This is a genomic window from Coleofasciculus sp. FACHB-1120 (genome assembly GCF_014698845.1).
In the GTDB taxonomy this organism is placed as follows: domain Bacteria; phylum Cyanobacteriota; class Cyanobacteriia; order Cyanobacteriales; family FACHB-T130; genus FACHB-T130.
The window spans coordinates 1-18,273 of record NZ_JACJTV010000028.1 but is presented as its reverse complement, the minus strand read 5'-3'; the positions used below and the strand labels follow the sequence as shown (position 1 = coordinate 18,273).

The 18,273-nt window shown below is 48.0% G+C and carries 13 protein-coding genes; 9 read left to right on the top strand and 4 right to left on the bottom strand.

The features are described from left to right. The 6 genes from fbp to H6H02_RS20565 all read left to right on the top strand — a co-directional run bounded on the left by fbp (position 1) and on the right by H6H02_RS20565 (position 8,759). Positions 1-1,080: a class 1 fructose-bisphosphatase gene (fbp, locus tag H6H02_RS20590; protein ID WP_190821219.1), complete on the top strand. Its 1,080-nt coding sequence runs from the start codon at positions 1-3 to the stop codon at positions 1,078-1,080. Positions 1,081-1,189: 109 nt separating this feature from the next. After that, positions 1,190-2,335: a transaldolase gene (tal, locus tag H6H02_RS20585; protein ID WP_190821313.1), complete on the top strand. Its 1,146-nt coding sequence runs from the start codon at positions 1,190-1,192 to the stop codon at positions 2,333-2,335. A gap of 145 nt (positions 2,336-2,480) precedes the next feature. Beyond that, a complete protein-coding gene (zwf, locus tag H6H02_RS20580; RefSeq protein ID WP_190821217.1) occupies positions 2,481-4,010 on the top strand; it encodes a glucose-6-phosphate dehydrogenase in 1,530 nt (509 codons plus the stop codon). Positions 4,011-4,199: 189 nt separating this feature from the next. Next, positions 4,200-5,576, top strand: a complete 1,377-nt coding sequence (gene opcA, locus H6H02_RS20575) for a glucose-6-phosphate dehydrogenase assembly protein OpcA (RefSeq protein WP_190821215.1) — start codon at positions 4,200-4,202, stop codon at positions 5,574-5,576. 76 nt (positions 5,577-5,652) lie between these two features. Further along, complete coding sequence (locus H6H02_RS20570; RefSeq protein WP_190821213.1) at positions 5,653-7,098, top strand: cobyrinate a,c-diamide synthase; 1,446 nt, start codon at positions 5,653-5,655, stop codon at positions 7,096-7,098. Between the two features lie 242 nt (positions 7,099-7,340). Next, a complete protein-coding gene (locus tag H6H02_RS20565; RefSeq protein ID WP_190821211.1) occupies positions 7,341-8,759 on the top strand; it encodes a dynamin family protein in 1,419 nt (472 codons plus the stop codon). A 69-nt stretch (positions 8,760-8,828) separates the two neighbouring features. Here H6H02_RS20565 and H6H02_RS20560 read toward each other — a convergent pair whose 3' ends face one another. The 3 genes from H6H02_RS20560 to infC all read right to left on the bottom strand — a co-directional run bounded on the left by H6H02_RS20560 (position 8,829) and on the right by infC (position 13,082). After that, positions 8,829-9,308, bottom strand: a complete 480-nt coding sequence (locus tag H6H02_RS20560) for a Crp/Fnr family transcriptional regulator (RefSeq protein WP_190821209.1) — start codon at positions 9,306-9,308, stop codon at positions 8,829-8,831. A gap of 134 nt (positions 9,309-9,442) precedes the next feature. Next, positions 9,443-12,415 (bottom strand): HEAT repeat domain-containing protein, encoded by a 2,973-nt coding sequence (locus tag H6H02_RS20555; RefSeq protein ID WP_190821207.1) that lies wholly within the window; start codon positions 12,413-12,415, stop codon positions 9,443-9,445. Between the two features lie 133 nt (positions 12,416-12,548). Beyond that, positions 12,549-13,082 (bottom strand): translation initiation factor IF-3, encoded by a 534-nt coding sequence (infC, locus tag H6H02_RS20550; RefSeq protein WP_190429293.1) that lies wholly within the window; start codon positions 13,080-13,082, stop codon positions 12,549-12,551. 446 nt (positions 13,083-13,528) lie between these two features. Here infC and H6H02_RS20545 point away from each other — a divergent pair, with 446 nt between their 5' ends. Then, positions 13,529-14,479 (top strand): alpha/beta fold hydrolase, encoded by a 951-nt coding sequence (locus H6H02_RS20545; protein WP_190821205.1) that lies wholly within the window; start codon positions 13,529-13,531, stop codon positions 14,477-14,479. Between the two features lie 77 nt (positions 14,480-14,556). Here H6H02_RS20545 and H6H02_RS20540 read toward each other — a convergent pair whose 3' ends face one another. Next, positions 14,557-14,925 carry a BON domain-containing protein gene (locus H6H02_RS20540; RefSeq protein ID WP_190821202.1) on the bottom strand — a complete coding sequence of 123 codons (369 nt, stop codon included), beginning with the start codon at positions 14,923-14,925 and terminating at the stop codon, positions 14,557-14,559. Between the two features lie 339 nt (positions 14,926-15,264). Here H6H02_RS20540 and ilvN point away from each other — a divergent pair, with 339 nt between their 5' ends. Next, complete coding sequence (ilvN, locus tag H6H02_RS20535) at positions 15,265-15,783, top strand: acetolactate synthase small subunit (protein ID WP_190821200.1); 519 nt, start codon at positions 15,265-15,267, stop codon at positions 15,781-15,783. A gap of 901 nt (positions 15,784-16,684) precedes the next feature. Then, complete coding sequence (locus H6H02_RS20530) at positions 16,685-18,169, top strand: hypothetical protein (protein ID WP_190821194.1); 1,485 nt, start codon at positions 16,685-16,687, stop codon at positions 18,167-18,169. Positions 18,170-18,273: the final 104 nt, after the last annotated feature.

The window sequence follows — 18,273 nt, the reverse complement described above, 5'->3', positions numbered from 1 at the left end:
ATGTCCAACGTGGAACAGCCTTTCGTCGTTCAGGAACAAGCCCTGGATCGCGACTGCACAACGCTATCTCGTCACGTTTTGCAGCAACTCCACAGCTTTTCGGCAGATGCCCAGGACTTGAGCGCGATTATGAATCGCATTGCCCTCGCGGCAAAGTTGATTGCGCGACGACTCAGCAGGGCAGGATTACTCGAAGGCGTGCTGGGATTTACGGGTGATGTGAATGTGCAAGGGGAATCCGTCAAAAAGATGGATGTCTATGCCAATGACGTATTTATCTCGGTATTTAAGCAAAGCGGTTTAGTCTGCCGTTTGGCATCCGAGGAAATGGAGAAGCCTTACTATATTCCCGAAAATTGCCCAATCGGGCGCTATACCCTGCTCTATGACCCGATTGATGGCTCCTCGAATGTAGATATCAATATCAACGTCGGTTCTATCTTCGCAATTCGCCAACAAGAAGGAACGGATGAGAATCAAACCGGAGGCGATTTATTGCAAAATGGACGCAAACAAATCGCCGCAGGTTATGTGCTATACGGGCCTAGCACGATGCTGGTTTATTCGATTGGGACTGGGGTTCACGCTTTCACCCTCGATCCCAGCCTAGGAGAATTTATCCTTTCGAGTGAAAACATTCAGATTCCCAACCACGGTTCTATTTACAGCGTCAATGAGGGCAATTTCTGGCAGTGGGAAGAACCCTTGCGAGACTATATCCGCCATGTTCACCGCCAGGAAGGCTATACGGCTCGATACGGCGGGGCGCTGGTGGGAGATATTCACCGGATTCTCTTCCAAGGAGGTGTTTTCCTTTACCCCGGGACTGTGAAAAAACCAGAAGGAAAATTGCGGTTGCTTTATGAATCGGCTCCCTTAGCCTTTTTAATAGAGCAAGCCGGAGGTCGAGCCAGTACGGGCACTGAAGATATTTTGGACGTAGTGCCAAATGCCCTTCATGCGCGATCGCCCTTGCTCATTGGCAGTAAAGAAGATGTCACCTTGGTGGAATCTTTCATTCAGAAACGGGCATGGGATGAGGATAAAAACGCGATCGCTCGTTCGCGCGTGCCTCAATAAGGTTTTGCTTTCTTGAAAAATTCCCGCATTCGCCTTTCAAGCTGCTCAACGGGAACATTCTCGATCTGACGTTACAAAGACAATTGTTAGGAGACAAAACATGACAGATATGCCAAACAATCATCTATTAGAGATCAAACAATACGGTCAGAGTATCTGGATGGATAACTTGACCCGTGATTTGATTCAAAGCGGCGAACTCAAAGATATGGTTGAGAATAAGGGGATCTGCGGGATCACCTCGAATCCAGCTATCTTTGAAAAAGCGATCGCGGGAAATGCGATCTACGACGCCGACATTGAAGCCGGGATCAAAGCTGGATTGCCAGTAGAGAAAATTTACGAATCGCTGGTGTTTGAAGATATTCGCAATGCCTGCGATATCCTCCGCCCTGTCTATGACTCCTCTGAAGGTTTGGATGGGTACGTCAGCATTGAAGTACCGCCAAACATCGCTCACGATACCCAAGCCACGATTGAGGAAGCCCGACGTTATTACCAAGAAATCGGTAAAGATAACGTCATGATCAAGATTCCCGGCACGTCGGCAGGCTTGCCCGCCGTTGAGCAAGTCATCTCCGAGGGGATCAACGTCAACGTGACGCTGCTATTCTCCGTTGAGAGCTACGTTGAGACAGCGTGGGCTTACATTCGCGGCTTAGAAAAGCGGGCAGCGGAAGGCAAAGACATCAGCAGAATCTCCTCGGTAGCGAGTTTCTTCCTTAGCCGCATCGATATTAATATTGATGCTCGTATTGATGCCATGCTGAAAGCAGGCGTGGATAGAATCGAGAAAAAGGCAGAACTTGTCGCAATTAAGGGCAAAATAGCGATCGCTAACGCCAAAATTGCCTACCAGAAGTACAAAGAAATCGTTAGCAGCGATCGCTGGAAAGTGCTTGCAGAAAAAGGTGCAAATGTCCAGCGGTTGTTGTGGGCAAGCACCAGCACCAAAGACCCCAGCTACAGCGATGTAATGTATGTTGATGAGCTGGTTGGCCCAGACACGGTAAACACCTTGCCACCGAATACCATTGAAGCCTGCGCTGACCACTGCGACGTTGCCTCTCGCATTGAAACTGGGGTGGAAGAAGCCTATGAGCTGATCGCAAGTCTCAAAGACCCCGACATCGACATCAATCTAGACGAAGTGATGGACGAATTGCTAGTCGAAGGAATTGAGAAATTTGTGAAGCCTTTTGAATCTCTAACCGCATCTTTGGAAGAGAAAATCAAACATCTGCAACCTGCGTAAAAAAGTTTTGAGTTTTGAGTGCTGAGTTTTAAGTTAACAAAGGGGTCTGATAATTCAAAATTATCAATTCATCTAGAAATTTAAAACTCAAAATTCAAAACTCAAAATCCAAAACTCAAAATTCAAAATTCAAAACTATCCTTCTATGGTCACACTGCTAGAAAATCCTTTACGTGTTGGGTTGCGGCAGGAACGGATACCAGAGCCGCAGATTTTGGTAATTTTCGGGGCGTCCGGAGACTTGACACAACGGAAACTCGTACCAGCTCTCTATCAGATGAAGCTGCAACGACGCCTGCCATCGGAAATGACCATTGTCGGCGTGGCGCGTCGGGAGTGGAGCCACGACTACTTCCGGGAGCAGATGCGCGAGGGGATCGAAGAATTTAGCGATGGGATTGGCTCAGAAGAACTCTGGCAAGACTTCGCCCAAGGTCTGTATTACTGCCCTGGTGATATTGACAAGCCCGAAAGTTACCAGAAGCTGAAAGCCTTCTTAGCAGAATTGGATGGTCAGCGCGGAACGCGAGGAAACCGCGTATTTTACCTCTCCGTTTCTCCCAATTTCTTCCCGGAAGCCCTTCGCCAATTGGGTACGGCGGGAATGCTTGATGACCCACTGAAAACCCGTCTGGTGATTGAAAAACCCTTTGGACGGGATCTCAACTCTGCCCAAGCCCTAAACCGCGTAGTGCAGCAGGTTTGCCAAGAAAAACAGGTTTACCGCATCGACCACTATCTGGGTAAAGAAACGGTTCAGAATCTCCTGGTTTTCCGTTTCGCTAACGCAATTTTTGAGCCGATTTGGAACCGGCAGTTTGTCGATCACGTTCAAATTACGGTGGCAGAAACTGTAGGCGTCGAAGACCGTGCCGGTTACTACGAAAGCTCCGGAGCCTTGCGGGATATGATGCAGAACCACCTGATGCAGACTTTCTGCCTCACGGCAATGGAACCGCCCAATTCCCTAGATGCCGATAGTATCCGCACCGAAAAAATGAAGGTTCTCCAAGCAACTCACCTGGCAGATGTGCATAACCTGGAGTTGTCAGCGGTTAGGGGTCAATACTCCGCTGGGTGGATGAAGGGTAAGCCGGTGCCTGGATATCGAGAAGAACCAGGGGTCAATCCCAACTCCACGACGCCAACTTATGTAGCGATGAAGCTGCTAATTGATAACTGGCGCTGGCAAGGAGTTCCTTTCTATATGCGAACCGGCAAGCGTCTACCCAAGAAGGTCAGCGAGATTTCCATCCACTTCCGCGAAGTTCCTTTCTTAATCTTTCAATCTGCCGCCCAGCAAGCCAGTCCGAATGTGCTGACGATGCGGATTCAGCCGAATGAAGGGATTTCTCTGCGTTTTGAAGCCAAAATGCCGGGAACAGAACTGCGGACGCGGTCAGTAGATATGGACTTTAGCTATGGTTCCTCGTTTGGGATGGCAACGTCCGATGCATATGACCGGCTGTTAATCGACTGTATGCTAGGCGACCAAACTTTGTTCACGAGAGCTGATGAAGTAGAAGAAGCGTGGCGTGTTGTGACACCGGCATTAAACGCTTGGGAAGCGAACACTGACCCAACATCGGTTCCCCAGTATGAAGCGGGAACCTGGGAGCCAGAGGAAGCAGAATTCCTGATTAATCAAGATGGACGCCGCTGGCGCAGATTGTAGTTGGGTTATGGGTAATCGGTAATGGGTAATCAGAGTTGTAAGTATTGAGTTTGAAGTTAGAAGAAACTCTTCCATTCAAAACTCAGACGCAATAAATCGCGTCTCTACAACTTAAAACTTTTTACCAATTACCTTTTTACCAATTACCAATTACCTTTTTACCAATTACCTTTTCCTCAATCACTGAATATGGCAACACAATCTCTTCCGATTGTTTCAATACAACCGCCGAAAGATGTCTCAATGACAGAAATTGAGGCAGAACTGCATCAAATTTGGCAAAGCTACAATAGCGACAATGGCAATGGCGAGTCTCCTTCTGCGACACGAGCAACCACGTTTACTTTTGTGGTTTACGAACCGGAGGAAACTCAGCAGCTGTTGGCAGCCTTAGGATTTTACAAAGGCCCGATCGATGGCATTGATGGCCCGCTGACGGAGGCGGCGATTAAGGCGGCTCAGAAGGCTTATGGGTTGCCAATAACGGGCAAGACAGATGCCGGAATCCTTGACCGACTGCGAGTTGAACAAGCTAAGAAACGCTCCGCCGGCAATACAAAAGAGGCAGATGCCAGTAATGGTCAGCAGTCTTCCTCAGATAGCTTTAGAATCGCAGATGCGATCGCTGCCGCTAACCCCTGTCGCATCATTGCCCTGTGTCCCGTCTCTGGGGAAGATGAAGGCGTGACTGCCCAAGTCTCAGCCTATTGCCCGATTCAAAAGCAAAGTCATAATACGCTGATCTGCTGCGAATACATCACTCTGCAAGGCACCGCAGAAGCTTTGGAACGCATCGGTGGAATTGTAAGTGGGCTGCTAATCGGTGGTCTGCCTAAGTTTCTCTGGTGGAAGGGGACGCCCGATCCCAATGATGGTTTGTTCAAGCGGCTGGCAGCAGTCTGTAATTCGGTCATCGTTGACTCTTGTGTTTTCAACGAACCAGAGGACGATTTACTGCGGGTACAAACCCTTTTGGAACAAGGCGTTCCGGTTGCTGACCTCAATTGGCGTCGGCTTGCTCCCTGGCAAGAATTAACCGCTGAGGCTTTCGATCCACCAGAGCGCCGCGAGGCTCTCAAGGAAGTGGATAAGGTGACGATTAATTATGAAAAGGGCAATCCCGACCAAGCCTTGATGTTTATCGGTTGGCTGGGGAGCCGGTTGCAGTGGCACCCGGTGTCTTATACACAAGAAGGTGGTGATTATGACATCAAGCGTATTCAATTCACTACTCCCGATCAGCGGACAGTAGAAGCGGAGTTGGCGGGGATTCCCACTGCTGACTGGGGCGATATACCAGGTGACTTGATTGCGCTACGTCTGAGTTCGACGAATCTGGATGCAGACTGTTGTACGGTTTTGTGTTCCGAAACGACAGGTTGTATGCGGATGGAGGCAGGGGGTGGTGCCCAAGCTTGCCGGATTCAACAGGTAACGCCGATGTCTGACCAAAAAGCTGAGTTCTTGTTAAGTCAGCAGTTACGGCGCTGGAGCCGGGATATGCTTTACGTAGAAAGTATGGCGATCACGACAGCAATTCTGAAATTAGCGATCGCGAATAGCTAATCGCGAATTGTTCATTGTTCATAGCAACTGTTTATCGCAACATAGATGAACGATGAACAACAAGCAATGAGTAAATATGGCATTAGCGATCGCCGGAGAACGCAGCGGGGTAGGCAAGACAACGGTCACGCTTGCCCTGCTGTCGTCTTTATGTCGTCGGGGTCACAAGGTTCAATCTTTTAAAGTTGGCCCAGATTACATCGATCCGATGTTTCATGGGTACGTGACTGGTCATGCCTGCCGGAATTTAGACCCGGTTTTGACCTCTGAAACTTACGTGCAGCAGTCTTTTCTGGCTCATCGTTACGGGAACGACTATGCCCTAGTGGAAGGGGTAATGGGCCTATTTGATGGAGTCAAGAGAGTTAAGAATGAAAAGTTAAATATTGAGCAAGAAACGGAAGATTCTGTCCTTAGCACTGACTTCGGCAGTACGGCTCATATTGCGCGACTTTTGGATTTACCCGTGCTGTTGGTGTTAGATTGCAGCCGGTTGTCTGGTTCGGTGGCAGCGCTCGCTCATGGCTATCGTTCTTTTGACTCTAGAATCAAGATTGCTGGAGTAGTGCTAAATCGCGTGGGTAGCGATCGCCACCTGCAACTTCTCAAAGATGCTCTAGAACCCTTGCAGTTGCCCGTTCTAGGCATTTTGCGGCGACAAGATAATATTCATATTCCCGACCGACATCTGGGCTTGGTGCCCACCGCAGAGCTTTCTGAGATGGACGCTTTAATCGATCGGCTTGCGGATTTAGGAGACAGTTGTTTTGAGTGGGAACAGCTTTTGCCGCTTCTCAAGGTGGAACCAAGGCAACATATAGAAATTATTCATCCTTCACCCCCGCCTTCGGGGTATATCCTCGATTCCTTAAGAATTGCGGTTGCCCGCGATCGCGCTTTTAGCTTCTATTACCAGGACAATCTAGATATACTCGCATCCTTGGGAGCAGAATTGGTTTTTTGGAGTCCGCTGACGGATAAAAGCTTACCAGAAGGCATCCAAGGATTATATTTTGGGGGGGGTTTCCCGGAAGTTTTTGCCCAAAACTTGGCTGAAAATACTGCGACTCGTGATGCAGTGCGGAAGGCAATTTTGGCGGGAATGCCCACTTATGCCGAGTGTGGCGGTTTAATGTATTTGTCTGAAAAAATTGTGGATTTTGAGGGGAATTCTTTCCCAATGGTAGGAGTTTTACCGACTACAGCCGCCATGAGTTCGCGCCTGAGTTTAGGGTATCGGCAAGCGATCGCTCTGCAAGAAAGTCCCCTCCTCCCGGTTGGGGGAAGCGTTTGGGGGCATGAGTTTCACCGTTCCCACTTAACTGAGGAACCGGAAGCGCCACTCTTTCAAATTCGGGGGTACGATCCCAATAGTCCCGTTACTCGCGAGGGGTGGGCAGTACATCACGTTCATGCTTCTTATGTCCATCTTCATTTTGGCGGCTGTCCGGAGATTCCGGCTCGATTTCTAAAGCATTGTTTTGATTTTTCCCAAGCGGGGAAGGAGTCAAGCACGACGTAAAAACGATGGGTGGACGGATGCGAACCGACAGGTTGGCGCGAGGCGTTAGCCGCGCTTCGCTGTTTTCATGCCCAAAGACCTGTACGCGATCGCTACTGGTGCCTGCAATGCTTGAGCGTCTAGTAGCCTGCGTGACACTCAGCGTTTCGCTATCGCAACTGTCACTCTTACTTGTTTCTTCTGCGTTCACCTGATGTAAGCTTTAGCTAACTTACGCTAGCCCCTTTCGGCGGACGATCGCTATGTCTTCTGAACAGTTTCAAGCAGCACACGACAGCATCTATATCACAGGCAGGCTACTCTTACAGTCCCTTCAAGAGATTCGAGCGACACGCGAAGGGGAAGGAGAGGATACCAAGGCGTTACAACGCATTGAAAATGATATTACCAAAGCGCTATACGCTTTAAAAGAGCAGAAGTATCAAGTTGCAGTTATTGCTCCTCTGAATGCAGGCAAAAACACCTTTTTCAATGCCTTAATGGGCGCAGATATTTTACCGAGTGAAGCCGAAGCGAGTACTGACTACCGTACAGATATCCGGCATATTGACTCTGGACAGGTGCCGAGATTTCTGGAGTATCGAGAAGGAAATCGGCAACCTGTTGCGATCGCCTCTGGTGATGCAGTCGAAATTGCCCAAAAATTCCTAGAGCGTATCCACGATATTCAGAATCATCATAATCTTGATAATACTATCCGTTTTGAGATAGAACATCCGATTGAAGCAATTAGCACGCTTTCGTCTCTGGCTGGCTTTACCCTGACCGATCTGCCTGTTGAACATGAGCGGGAATCTATAGAACTTCCTCCAATAACAGATTGGAAACAGATGATATTGGAAGCTTTGAGAATTAGTGATGTAATTTTGTTTGTTTTTAACGATAGGGATTTGGAAACTGATTCTGTTTCCAGCTTTTTAAATAAATTAATAGATAATTATCGCAGGTTTTTATCAGTAAATCAAAGTAAGGTTTTTTTCGTTGTTAATGAAATTGAGCCGAATGTAGATACAGATAAAAATATTCCTAGGCTTATAGAAACTTGGAAACAAAAATTACTTTTCTTAGGTTTTCTTAATCCAATTATCTACTCAGCAAGTTCTAGAAAAGGACTTTTAGCGAAACTGATCCAAAGCAGCACAGCAACTAGCAGTCATACAAAAGAGTTTGTACAAGTGTTTTTAGGGAACTATATTGAAGAAACTGAAGAAGGTGAATTTAGAGTTCCCCAACCTATAGAAATTGCACCGAAAGCTTTAAAAGATAGCGGAGTTCCAGTTATTCAAGAAATAGTGCTGCAAACGATTATTCAAAATTCAGGCTGGAACCTTTTAAATGGAGTCTTGACAGACCTGAATAAAGCTGCTAAAGCAATGGAAAATTCTCTGGATACCAGTATTAGAAACTGGGAAATCGAAACTGAGAGTCTTCGCAAAAATGCAGATTCTCAAAGTTTGGAGCCGCTAATAAATGAACCAATTCAAACATTAGAAAATGAAGTTAACCATTTGGCAACCGAACCCCAGAAGCAGGAAGCACATCCCGGTCAAATTGTGGCAATTTTGAAGGAGCGAAAAGCCCAACTGAATGAATATATGGATGAATTGACCTCAATTCGGAAATCGTTGGATAGTTGGAAACCTGTACAGGCAAGTAGCTAGGGTGTCAGAGATATTTGGCTAAGGGATGAGATCGCGTCTCCTCGTGGCTTTTGCTTCTTGCTTCACGGTTCATCCTCCCAAATTCCCCGCCTTGCTTAAATCTGCTTCCTGACTTTCCGCCTTATAAACATTGATCTTATTGTTCAATTCGCGGATGCGACGGGACAGTAAACGAATGATATTCACCGCAATTCCTGGCGTCTCATCAATCGCATCATAGAGTTGCAACTGCGTTAGCATCAGACACTCACAAGGTTCCAAAGTTGTAATTGAAGCCGAACGCGGCTCAGCATCAAACAACGACATCTCCCCAAAGGTGGCTCCCTGTTCTAGGTGCGCCAAATCCCGACCGCCAAAATGAACCCGTACCCTGCCGGAAACGACAATGTAGAGCGATCGCCCTTCTTGCCCTTCGGTAAAAATCGTATGATGCGCTGGAAAGGATAGCTCATCCATCACAGAAGCCAGCCGCACCAGAAAATCATCCCGCAGTTCCTGAAAAATCGGGACGCCCCTGACAAATAATAGGCGCTCAACGCTGGTTAACATCGGAATCTAGACTCTAGACTTTGGACTTTAGACTTTAGACTTTAGACTTTTAGACCTTGGACTTTAGACTTTAGACTTTAGAGCAGCCCATCGTCCTTAGAGTAATTATCCAGAGTCCAGAGTCCCTAGCTCCTCTATTGTCCCAGTTCTGCCATCATCTGCTGAACTTGGGCGGCGACAAGGCGATCGCGGTCATTTTTCAGAACGGGCAACATTTCCTGCAAAGCGCGAGGTGCAGCGGCTCTCAAATAAGCCAGAACCGCTTCCCGGACAAAGCCGGTCGGATGGCGCAGACACACCAGCGTCTGTTCCGGCGTCAGGCTCCATTTCGCTTGACGTGCTGCATGAAAACAACAAGCTAAAGGCCAGTCTGACAGAAAATGACGTAAATCCAGCAACCGACGCAGGCGATCGCTCTGAATCATCGGTTGATAGGGAAACATCTCCACCAAGTTTTGCAGTTTTTCTTTCTCCGGTCGCCGGTCGAGAATTCCCACAAGCGATCGCTTCTTGGCAATATCTAGAGTATTATCCAAAATTTCCAACCCCAGCGCGATATTGGAAGGCGAATCAGATTGGAGATTAAACGCTGCGGCTTGAATTGAGCTAGCCGGATAAAGAAACTTCATCAGCAAGAAACACCGCTCGATCACATCCGACTGCTCTTCCAGAAGTGCCCGTCGTAGCAATGAGAGTGCTGATTGCTTCGCCTCTAGTGTTGAGGCGAACAAAGATTCAATTGGCTCATCCGCTGACAAATCTACCAAAGCAGCATACAACTGTCCGATAAACAGCATTTCCTGCTCGATTAACATTTCAACGCCGCTGCGACCTAATCGGTCGAGAACCCCGTCTATTCCAGTTTCGTGGGGCATTTTGAGCAGAATTCGGAGGATATTGCGTCGTGTAGTCCCCCAGCCGATTTTTAGATGAGCAACCAACTGATTAAGGGCTTCCGGCGTGCCAATTTGACCCATAGCGCTCCAAGCTTGAAGCCTGATCAAGTCTGGCTTGTGGATATCCTGTGCCAACTCGACCAGCATTGGAATCGCTTCATCTTTTAACCGCACGATCGCCCCTAGAGCCGCTTCGCGGGTGGACTTGTAGTAAAGCCCTCGAATCAGCGCCGGATAGTATTCGTGTAAGTGGGTTGAAGAAATCACCTCTAGCAAGGCGCAGCGCACGCGCAAAGACTCATCTTGCAACAAGCTGGGAATATAAAGTCGCAGCGCTTGCAAATAATCTGCTTCTCCCAGCGCTCGACAACCCATGACTCGTTCTCGTTCCCGTTGATGAGTCAGCATCCGACGCAAGGTATTGGTCGCTTCCGCTTTCTCCGTCGGGGTGCCCCGGCGCAAGATGAGGGCGGCGGCGGTTCCACGCACTACCGGGTCTACATTGGGACGAAGGTAGGGCTGTAACTGGCTAATATCCGGAGTTTCCTGAGTTAGCCAAACATAGCGCAGGGCGACAGCCAGAACTTCTGGGTTCGGTTTTTCGGCAATCAGCTCCTGAACTTGATCTAAATAAGTAGGATTCGGCGTCAGCAGCATTGCTTCTAGGCTCTGGCGCTGCAAGGCTGGGGTGAGGTGAGTCAGGAGTGGGGCAAGGATTTCGCCCACATCTTCTAGGTCGATTTGGCACAGGAGTTCGATGCAAGAGCGTTTATCGGGTTCGGTACCCGGTTTTTCCAAAGTTTCGACGACCGCACGCTTGAGGACTCGCAGATCGACATCAGAGACGCTTAGCCGTTCTCCTTGGGCGCTCTGAACCAGTAAGCCGACATAGGTTGACCGGAGCAGGAAAACGATTAACAGCCACAGGAGGGCAAAAACAATAATAACGGCGACAAACACCCAACTCTGGAGATATCGCAGCGAGTCCGGCGACAGGTTTTGAAAGGCAAAGGCTAATAGGCTGATGATGCCTAAAATTCCCGCTCCCGTAAATCCTGTGGAGAGGGATTCGGCAATGCCGCGCACCTGAGCCATGACTGAGCTGCGAATGTTATCCGGGAGTGGTTGGAATAGAACCGGCCCCAAGGCAGCCATGAGGGTATAGCGCAGCAGTTCGTCTATAAATTTGAGGAAGATCAGACCCAGAAAAAAGCCTGTAATCCCGGTGAGGGAAACCAAGCTAAGGATAATAATTGCCGCAGGTAACAACATAGCAGCAACAAATACCCCCAGCCGTTCGATAGCTCGACTGGAGATAAACCACTGGGTTGCCAGTTCGCATAAACCTACAATGCCGCTAAACAAACCGAGGAAGCTGGCAATTTCTTTGCTATCAAAGTTCAGTTCTAATTGACTGAGATACTGAAAATCGATCAACAAGAAGAGAATCTGCCCGATGATAAAGAAGCCAAATAAGGGGATGACGTAACGCTGTAAGGGACCTCTCAGACGCCTAGAGGTGAAATCGGTTTCTTGATTTAAGCTGGATCTGACGGGAGAATCCGGGAAGGCTTGCTGATACTGCTGTGTGAGATAAAAAAGGCTACAGGCTCCCAACCCCATCATCACAACAGCAACTAGGGAAACGTTATGAAGTCCGACGGTGGCGAGGATTAGCGGGAGGGAAAAGCCACTGATGACATCTGCGACGAGGATGCCACTACTAATGAGGGGATAGGTGCGCTTAATTTCCCGGATATTGAAAAGTTGATTAGCAGTAATGGAAGTGTTGAGGTCATTGAGGACGTTAATCGCTTCCACCCACAACCGCATCAGAAAGACGGTGACGCCAGCCAAATAGACAATATCTAATCCCAGGCGAAATAGTACCAGGGGGATGACTGCAAGGGAGGCTACTAGGACAACGACCCAGCGCAAAGGCAAAATCTTTTGCATCCAAGAGTAGACAAAGCCCAGGCTTGAACCGATACCCGCCGAGAGGATATAGAACAGGGGCAATTGCTCTGCGCCATACTCTTTCAGAAAGAGGGCGACAGTGCTGGCTTCTGCCCAGATGATTCCTATGGAAGTTGTGGTGTAGAAAACGAACATGAATAGTGTTCGCTCTCCTTCTTCTGGACGAAGATTGACCCACTGGAGTAATCCCCGACCCCAATCTGACCAAGACCAAGCACGATTGTTCAGTTTCATTGCTATTTTGTCTGTTGTCAGTAGTCAGTGGTCAGTTGCTTCTTTTTTGCCACTGACCACTGTTCGGGCGACGCCTAGTCTTCCCCACACCACTGACCACTGACTAACTGACTACTGACCGCCGACGACTGAGCTATTTTTTCGGAGACAGCAGCATCATCATGTTGCGACCTTCTTTTTTGGGAGCTTGCTGCACTTCCGCTAGTTCCTGTAAATCCGTCGCCATCCGCTTGAGCAAGTCCTCGGCTAAATCGCTGTGTTGAATTTCGCGACCTCGGAACGTAATCGTAGCTTTGACTTTATCTCCCGACTTCAGAAAGCGCTCGGCTTGATTGACACGCACTTGATAGTCATGCTCTTCAATCTTGTAGCGCATCTTCACTTCCTTGACATCAGCAGTATGCTGATTTTTCCGGGCTTCCCGCGCTTTTTTCTCCTGTTCAAATTTATATTTGCCGTAGTTCATAATTCGGCAAACGGGCGGTTCGGCTTTATCGCTGAGCAGGACAAGATCCAACTCTTTTTCTTCGGCGATGCGGATAGCCTCGTTTGGCGTCATAATTCCCAGCTGCGTGCCATCGGTGTCAATGACGCGAATTTGGGGAAAGCGAATACGTTCGTTAATTTGGGGTAGATCGCGAGTGCGTCTTTTCTCAATCACAGGCATTAGGGTTATGTTTGCTCGGTTAGTTGATAAGGTTAATTTTGATAGCAGTGGGTTACTGAGATTTGAGCGATCGCACTAGGGCTACAGGCTTGTCCCTGGCGTCCTCAATTTCATTCCCAATGAAACCAAGTTTTTCAAACTTGTACTTGCCATTCTACTGAGTATGGGAGAGTTTCTGTCTATAGTTGTTCATGTAACTTCCAAAAAGCGAGCGCGCAAAGTCCCCTCAACCGGCTGCGGATTCTCAATTTCCTCAAGCAGTGTCAGTCTGGTATCAATAGGTTAAGTACTTTTTTGATTGCCATCCAGTACGGGTTTTGTCTGGGTTTGTTAACTTAACTTCCAATCAACCTGATGAGACACTCTCTAGCAGCAAACTACTAAAATGGAAGTGAACAGACAAATACAAGCTTTGTAAAACTTATTAATTTGAGGCAAAAGCGATCGTGACCCAGCATTGGCAGCATCGAATTGGCAGTCAACGAGACTGGGTTTGGCGAGGCTGGCAAACTCGCTATACATACATCCGGGCGTCTCAACCGACACAAAAGACGACTCCCGTGTTGCTGCTGCATGGATTTGGGACTTCCATTGGACACTGGCGACACAATCTAGCGGTACTCGGTCAGTCCCATACGGTTTATGCTCTGGACATGCTGGGCTTTGGGGCATCTCGAAAGGCGCAGGCAGACTACAAAATTGATCTGTGGGTAGAGCAAGTTTATGATTTCTGGCGCACTTTCATTCAGCAGCCGGTAGTCTTAGTTGGAAATTCGATTGGATCGCTCGTGTGTCTAGCAGTAGCAGCAGCGCATCCAGAGATGGTGAAAGGCTTTGTGATGATGAGCTTGCCCGATCCCTCCATAGAGGAGGAGGCGATTCCTACCTGGCTACGACCCGTTGTGGCAGCGATAAAAGGCGTTGTCGCTTCGCCCGTGATACTCCAGAACGTGTTTTATCTAGTCAGGCGTCCGTCCTTTGTTCGCAAGTGGGCAGCGATCGCTTATGCTAACCCAAATGCTGTCACCGACGAACTGGTAGATATTTTGGCAGGCCCCGCGCAAGATCGGGGTTCGGCAGCAGCATTCGGTGCCATCCTCAAAGCGATGACCAGTGCTAAATTTAGCCCCAATGTCAAAACCTTACTGCCAAACTTAAACACCCCCATGCTCTTGATTTGGGGTCGGCAAGATAAAATGATTCCTTTGAGCGTACTGGCTCGGTTCAGGGATATCAACCCGAAGCTGCATTTGGTTGAGCTAGATGCCGGTCACTGTCCCCATGACGAATGTCCCGATGAAGTCAACCAGATTATCCTCAACTGGCTCGAAACAATGGCTGAAGACAAGGCAAATAGCTCTGCTACACCCCAAAAACAGTTAGCCGTGAGTGATTAGCTTTGCGTCAAGTAGGGTGGGCAGCCCCCACCCTACGAATGTTCACCCTGGCGTCTAACTATCTAAGCGTCTCACTTCTATCCAATAGTGACTTGATCGGTTTCGACACCCGTGGCACCCTCTACACTCCGAGCGACCGAGACCATTTGATTAAGGATTTGCTGACTAGGAACTTGTCCTTTTAGCACAACTGTGCCGCCAGTTTGGGCTACATAGAGCGTATTGATATCATCCAAATTTGGATCTTGATCGAAAGCGAGAGCAACCCGCTTGGCAAGTCCGCTTTGATCATATTCCCCAGTTAATCCCACTCGCTCTGGGGGAATCGTCTCGCTACTACTTGCGGTGCCGGTTGAGGCAGGAGCTTGAGCTGTCGGTGCTGGTACCGCACTGGTTTGTGCATTTTGCGGCTTTTCCATGCCAAAAAGTCTTTTTAACCAACCCATAGGTATTTTTGCTCCAGATTAAGCTGAACTACACCATTATTAGGAGATTTTCAAATCAAGACATCTATCAAAGAAAAGATTTCAGGTTCTCCGGGCACTAAAGATGGGCTAAATCTAAATATAGAGATAACCATTTTTTGTAGCCAAGGGGCGCTATACAGTAACATTAAGATTCAGTAATGCTGACAGAACTTCTGTCAACATTGCCTTCGGCATAGGGTGTAGGCAGTAGGTCTTTGCGAATGTACTGTTTACAACTCAACTAGCTTCTTGTCGGGAAGCAAAATATCGATTAGCGTGTTGCAAAGCAACATTGCGCCTCCGCTTGTTTTGTATAAAATGAAACACACCCTTTCAGTTTTGGTTGAAGATGAAGCTGGAGTCCTGACCCGGATTGCCGGTTTGTTTGCCCGTCGAGGATTTAATATTGAAAGCCTTGCTGTTGGGCCTGCTGAGCAGCTCGGAATCTCCCGAATTACAATGGTCGTGCCGGGAGATGACCGGGTGATCGAGCAACTCACCAAGCAGCTCTACAAGCTGGTGAATGTCCTTAAAGTTCAGGATATAACGGATACTCCGTGTGTAGAACGAGAGCTGATGCTGCTGAAGGTGAATGCTACCACCTCCAATCGCTCGGAAGTAATTGAACTGGCTCAAGTTTTCCGCGCTAGGGTAGTAGACATCGCAGAGGATGCGCTTACCTTAGAAGTAGTAGGAGATCCAGGTAAATTGGTGGCGATTGTGCAAGTGCTGAATAAATTTGGTTTGCGTGAAATTGCTCGTACCGGGAAAATCGCCCTTACCCGCGAGTCGGGTGTTAATACAGAGTTTCTGAAGTCTTTGGAAGCAAAACTTTAATCGAGTTGCTGATGCGGGAAATAGGGTGAATCCAGTTTCTTTTATCGGCGATCGCGCTTTCTCGCATCTGTTATTCTATTCGCACTGATTTTCTCCAAGTCTCCAACCTACTGAGTGAGACTTGGAGATTTTTTTGGGCAAGGCAGTCCGAGGAGCAGTTTTCGAGGTAAAATACCAAATCGCCATTGTTCCCTGGCTCCCAACTTGTCTTCTCTAGTCACAGACTGGTATGGCTTTAGAAGAATGACCGTAGAGGTTTTTTGCCTTGATTGAGCAAGGAATCCTTTTGCGTGAAACTTTTCCCTAAATCTCAGCGAAAGTTTCCGGATGAGTAGATGCCTACCCCGGATCAAAGAAACTGGATTGGATCAGCAGCGGTTAGAGTCTAGTCCTCGCAAAGACAGTTACTATTTTCTTTTGTCAGGCAAATCATTTATTCTCTGGTAACGACATAATAAAAGGTGAGCTGCCGAAACAGTCGTCAAGAACCTCTCTTAGAAGAGGAACTTGCGAACCCGGCTGGTTCGCAAACTCTTTGTTGACGCCAATACTGAGAGCAATGCCGAAAATTTCTGCTGAGTACTCAGTTCCAGAGAGTTCCCAAATCTAGATTATTTGCCAGCCTCTTGGCTTAAATCGCCTATGGAAGCAGCATTTTGACAGGAATGAGGGGAGTGGCTCTTTTTAATCAACGATTTTCTGGTAATTACAAAACTCATTTAAAAAGATGGCTGACGATAGTCCCGGTGATTATTGGTCAATGACAAAACGAAGCAGCTTCAGAGCTGCTTCAGCAAATTCAAAATAGTATTTGTGCCTATTCGTTTTTTTAATACCACTACTGCTAAACCATTGGCAGAGAAATGTTCTCCATCGAACGCGCAGGCCAAACGTAAAAGTAATGACCGATCTGAGCCGACCAGAAGAGGCAGCTGCATACAATCAACGCTCATTAAGGACTCTCTTGAGAGCGATCGCCCTTTCTCAGGGGCAATTCTCGCTAATTCTGGTGCGCTGCAACTATGCCTTGTTGCAACAGCGAATGGTGCAGCAAGTACGGGAACAAAATCCGTTTCCGCTGCGCGAGGTGATATTAGCAGATTCGGTCAAGACGCTCTACAACCCGATTTTGGAAGCGCTAGAAGAACAAGGGGATTCGTACCGGCAAACAGAAATATTGTCCGCTGCGATGATCTTAGGGCTGGAGTCGGTGGTTGCTCTCGATCAACTGCTAACCTCCACCAACCAAGTGCGTGATGAGTTTCGCGCTCAGTTTCCTTTTCCCCTCGTCTTGTGGATCTCCGACGCGGTGCTACAAAAGCTGATTCGATTTGCGCCAGATTTCAAGAGCTGGGCAGCTTCTTCGATCCGATTTGTGATGTCAGGGGAGGAGTTAATCGAATTATTGCGGCAGAAAGCAGACTCTCTATTTGCCAGAGAACTAGATTCTAGCAATTTAGAGTGGTCGCACCATTCCGCCCTGGATTTGGCGGTTGGTTCTCAGCATCGCCTGGAACTGGAGTCAGCTTTAACAGATTTGCGCCGTCGCGGGCAACAATTGGACCCTCAACTACAGGCAAGCTTGGAATTTGTGCGGGGACGCAATGACTACACCACCGATCAAATCCAGTCAAGCATTGCCCATTATCAACGAAGTCTGGCTTATTTCAGGACTGAAGACTCAGAACTGTTAGCAAAGCGCCACGAAGTACGGACTGAGGAAAATATCAGAAATGAGAGCCAAGAGATAAGCATCATACTTTCGGATTCCCTGTGTGTCGTCAGTCCTCAGCACTCAGTTCTAAAAGTGGGTTTGCTGCTGTTTCACTTGGGGCAATGCTATACCCGTTTGGCTAACTTGCGACCGGAAATGAGCCGCCAGCACTGGAAGCAAGCCAGAGACTATTTTCAGCAGTGTATTGAGGTTTTTGAAGAAGCTCAACGTCCAGAACTGGTTGCTAAGTTTATTTCCTTCCTGTGTGAAGTGCTGCGGCGTTTAGAAGCATGGGCGGATTTGCAGGAGTTGGCAGAAAAAGCTTTGATCCTGCATCAAACTTATGATGCAAACCTCCAGCAGGCTCAAGATTTTGGCTTTTTGGCGGAAGTGGCGCTGAACCAGTCCAACTGGATAGAAGCGTATCAGCAAGCGAATTTGGCACTTTCGACGCTAGCGGAAGAAACGTTTCAGACTACTTCTGTCTCCATTCCTCAAGCTCAGTATGAAAGCTTATATTTGTTGCTGCTAGCACAGTCTCAGAAACATTTGGGACAGCGGCAAGCTGCCGCCGCGATTCAAAACTTGGAACAGGCGCTCGACAAGTGTAACCATCAATACGATCCCCATTTATGTCTGCGGATTCTTAAGGCACTGCGATCGCTCTACTAGCCTGTCAAGGGCAAATCGATGGGTATAAATTGGGTAGTATTTAAGGTAAAAGTCTTAACCAACTACCACCGAGCTGTCCAATGAGTAAAAAGTATATAGTAAGC

What these genes read in the sequence shown, in the direction of transcription:
- fbp (WP_190821219.1), top strand. Translation starts at nt 1, where the DNA reads ATGTCCAACGTGGAACAGCCTTTCGTCGTTCAGGAACAAGCCCTGGAT.
- tal (WP_190821313.1), top strand. Translation starts at nt 1,190, where the DNA reads ATGCCAAACAATCATCTATTAGAGATCAAACAATACGGTCAGAGTATC.
- zwf (WP_190821217.1), top strand. Translation starts at nt 2,481, where the DNA reads ATGGTCACACTGCTAGAAAATCCTTTACGTGTTGGGTTGCGGCAGGAA.
- opcA (WP_190821215.1), top strand. Translation starts at nt 4,200, where the DNA reads ATGGCAACACAATCTCTTCCGATTGTTTCAATACAACCGCCGAAAGAT.
- H6H02_RS20570 (WP_190821213.1), top strand. Translation starts at nt 5,653, where the DNA reads ATGGCATTAGCGATCGCCGGAGAACGCAGCGGGGTAGGCAAGACAACG.
- H6H02_RS20565 (WP_190821211.1), top strand. Translation starts at nt 7,341, where the DNA reads ATGTCTTCTGAACAGTTTCAAGCAGCACACGACAGCATCTATATCACA.
- H6H02_RS20560 (WP_190821209.1), bottom strand. Translation starts at nt 9,308, where the DNA reads ATGTTAACCAGCGTTGAGCGCCTATTATTTGTCAGGGGCGTCCCGATT.
- H6H02_RS20555 (WP_190821207.1), bottom strand. Translation starts at nt 12,415, where the DNA reads ATGAAACTGAACAATCGTGCTTGGTCTTGGTCAGATTGGGGTCGGGGA.
- infC (WP_190429293.1), bottom strand. Translation starts at nt 13,082, where the DNA reads ATGCCTGTGATTGAGAAAAGACGCACTCGCGATCTACCCCAAATTAAC.
- H6H02_RS20540 (WP_190821202.1), bottom strand. Translation starts at nt 14,925, where the DNA reads ATGGGTTGGTTAAAAAGACTTTTTGGCATGGAAAAGCCGCAAAATGCA.
- ilvN (WP_190821200.1), top strand. Translation starts at nt 15,265, where the DNA reads ATGAAACACACCCTTTCAGTTTTGGTTGAAGATGAAGCTGGAGTCCTG.
- H6H02_RS20530 (WP_190821194.1), top strand. Translation starts at nt 16,685, where the DNA reads ATGACCGATCTGAGCCGACCAGAAGAGGCAGCTGCATACAATCAACGC.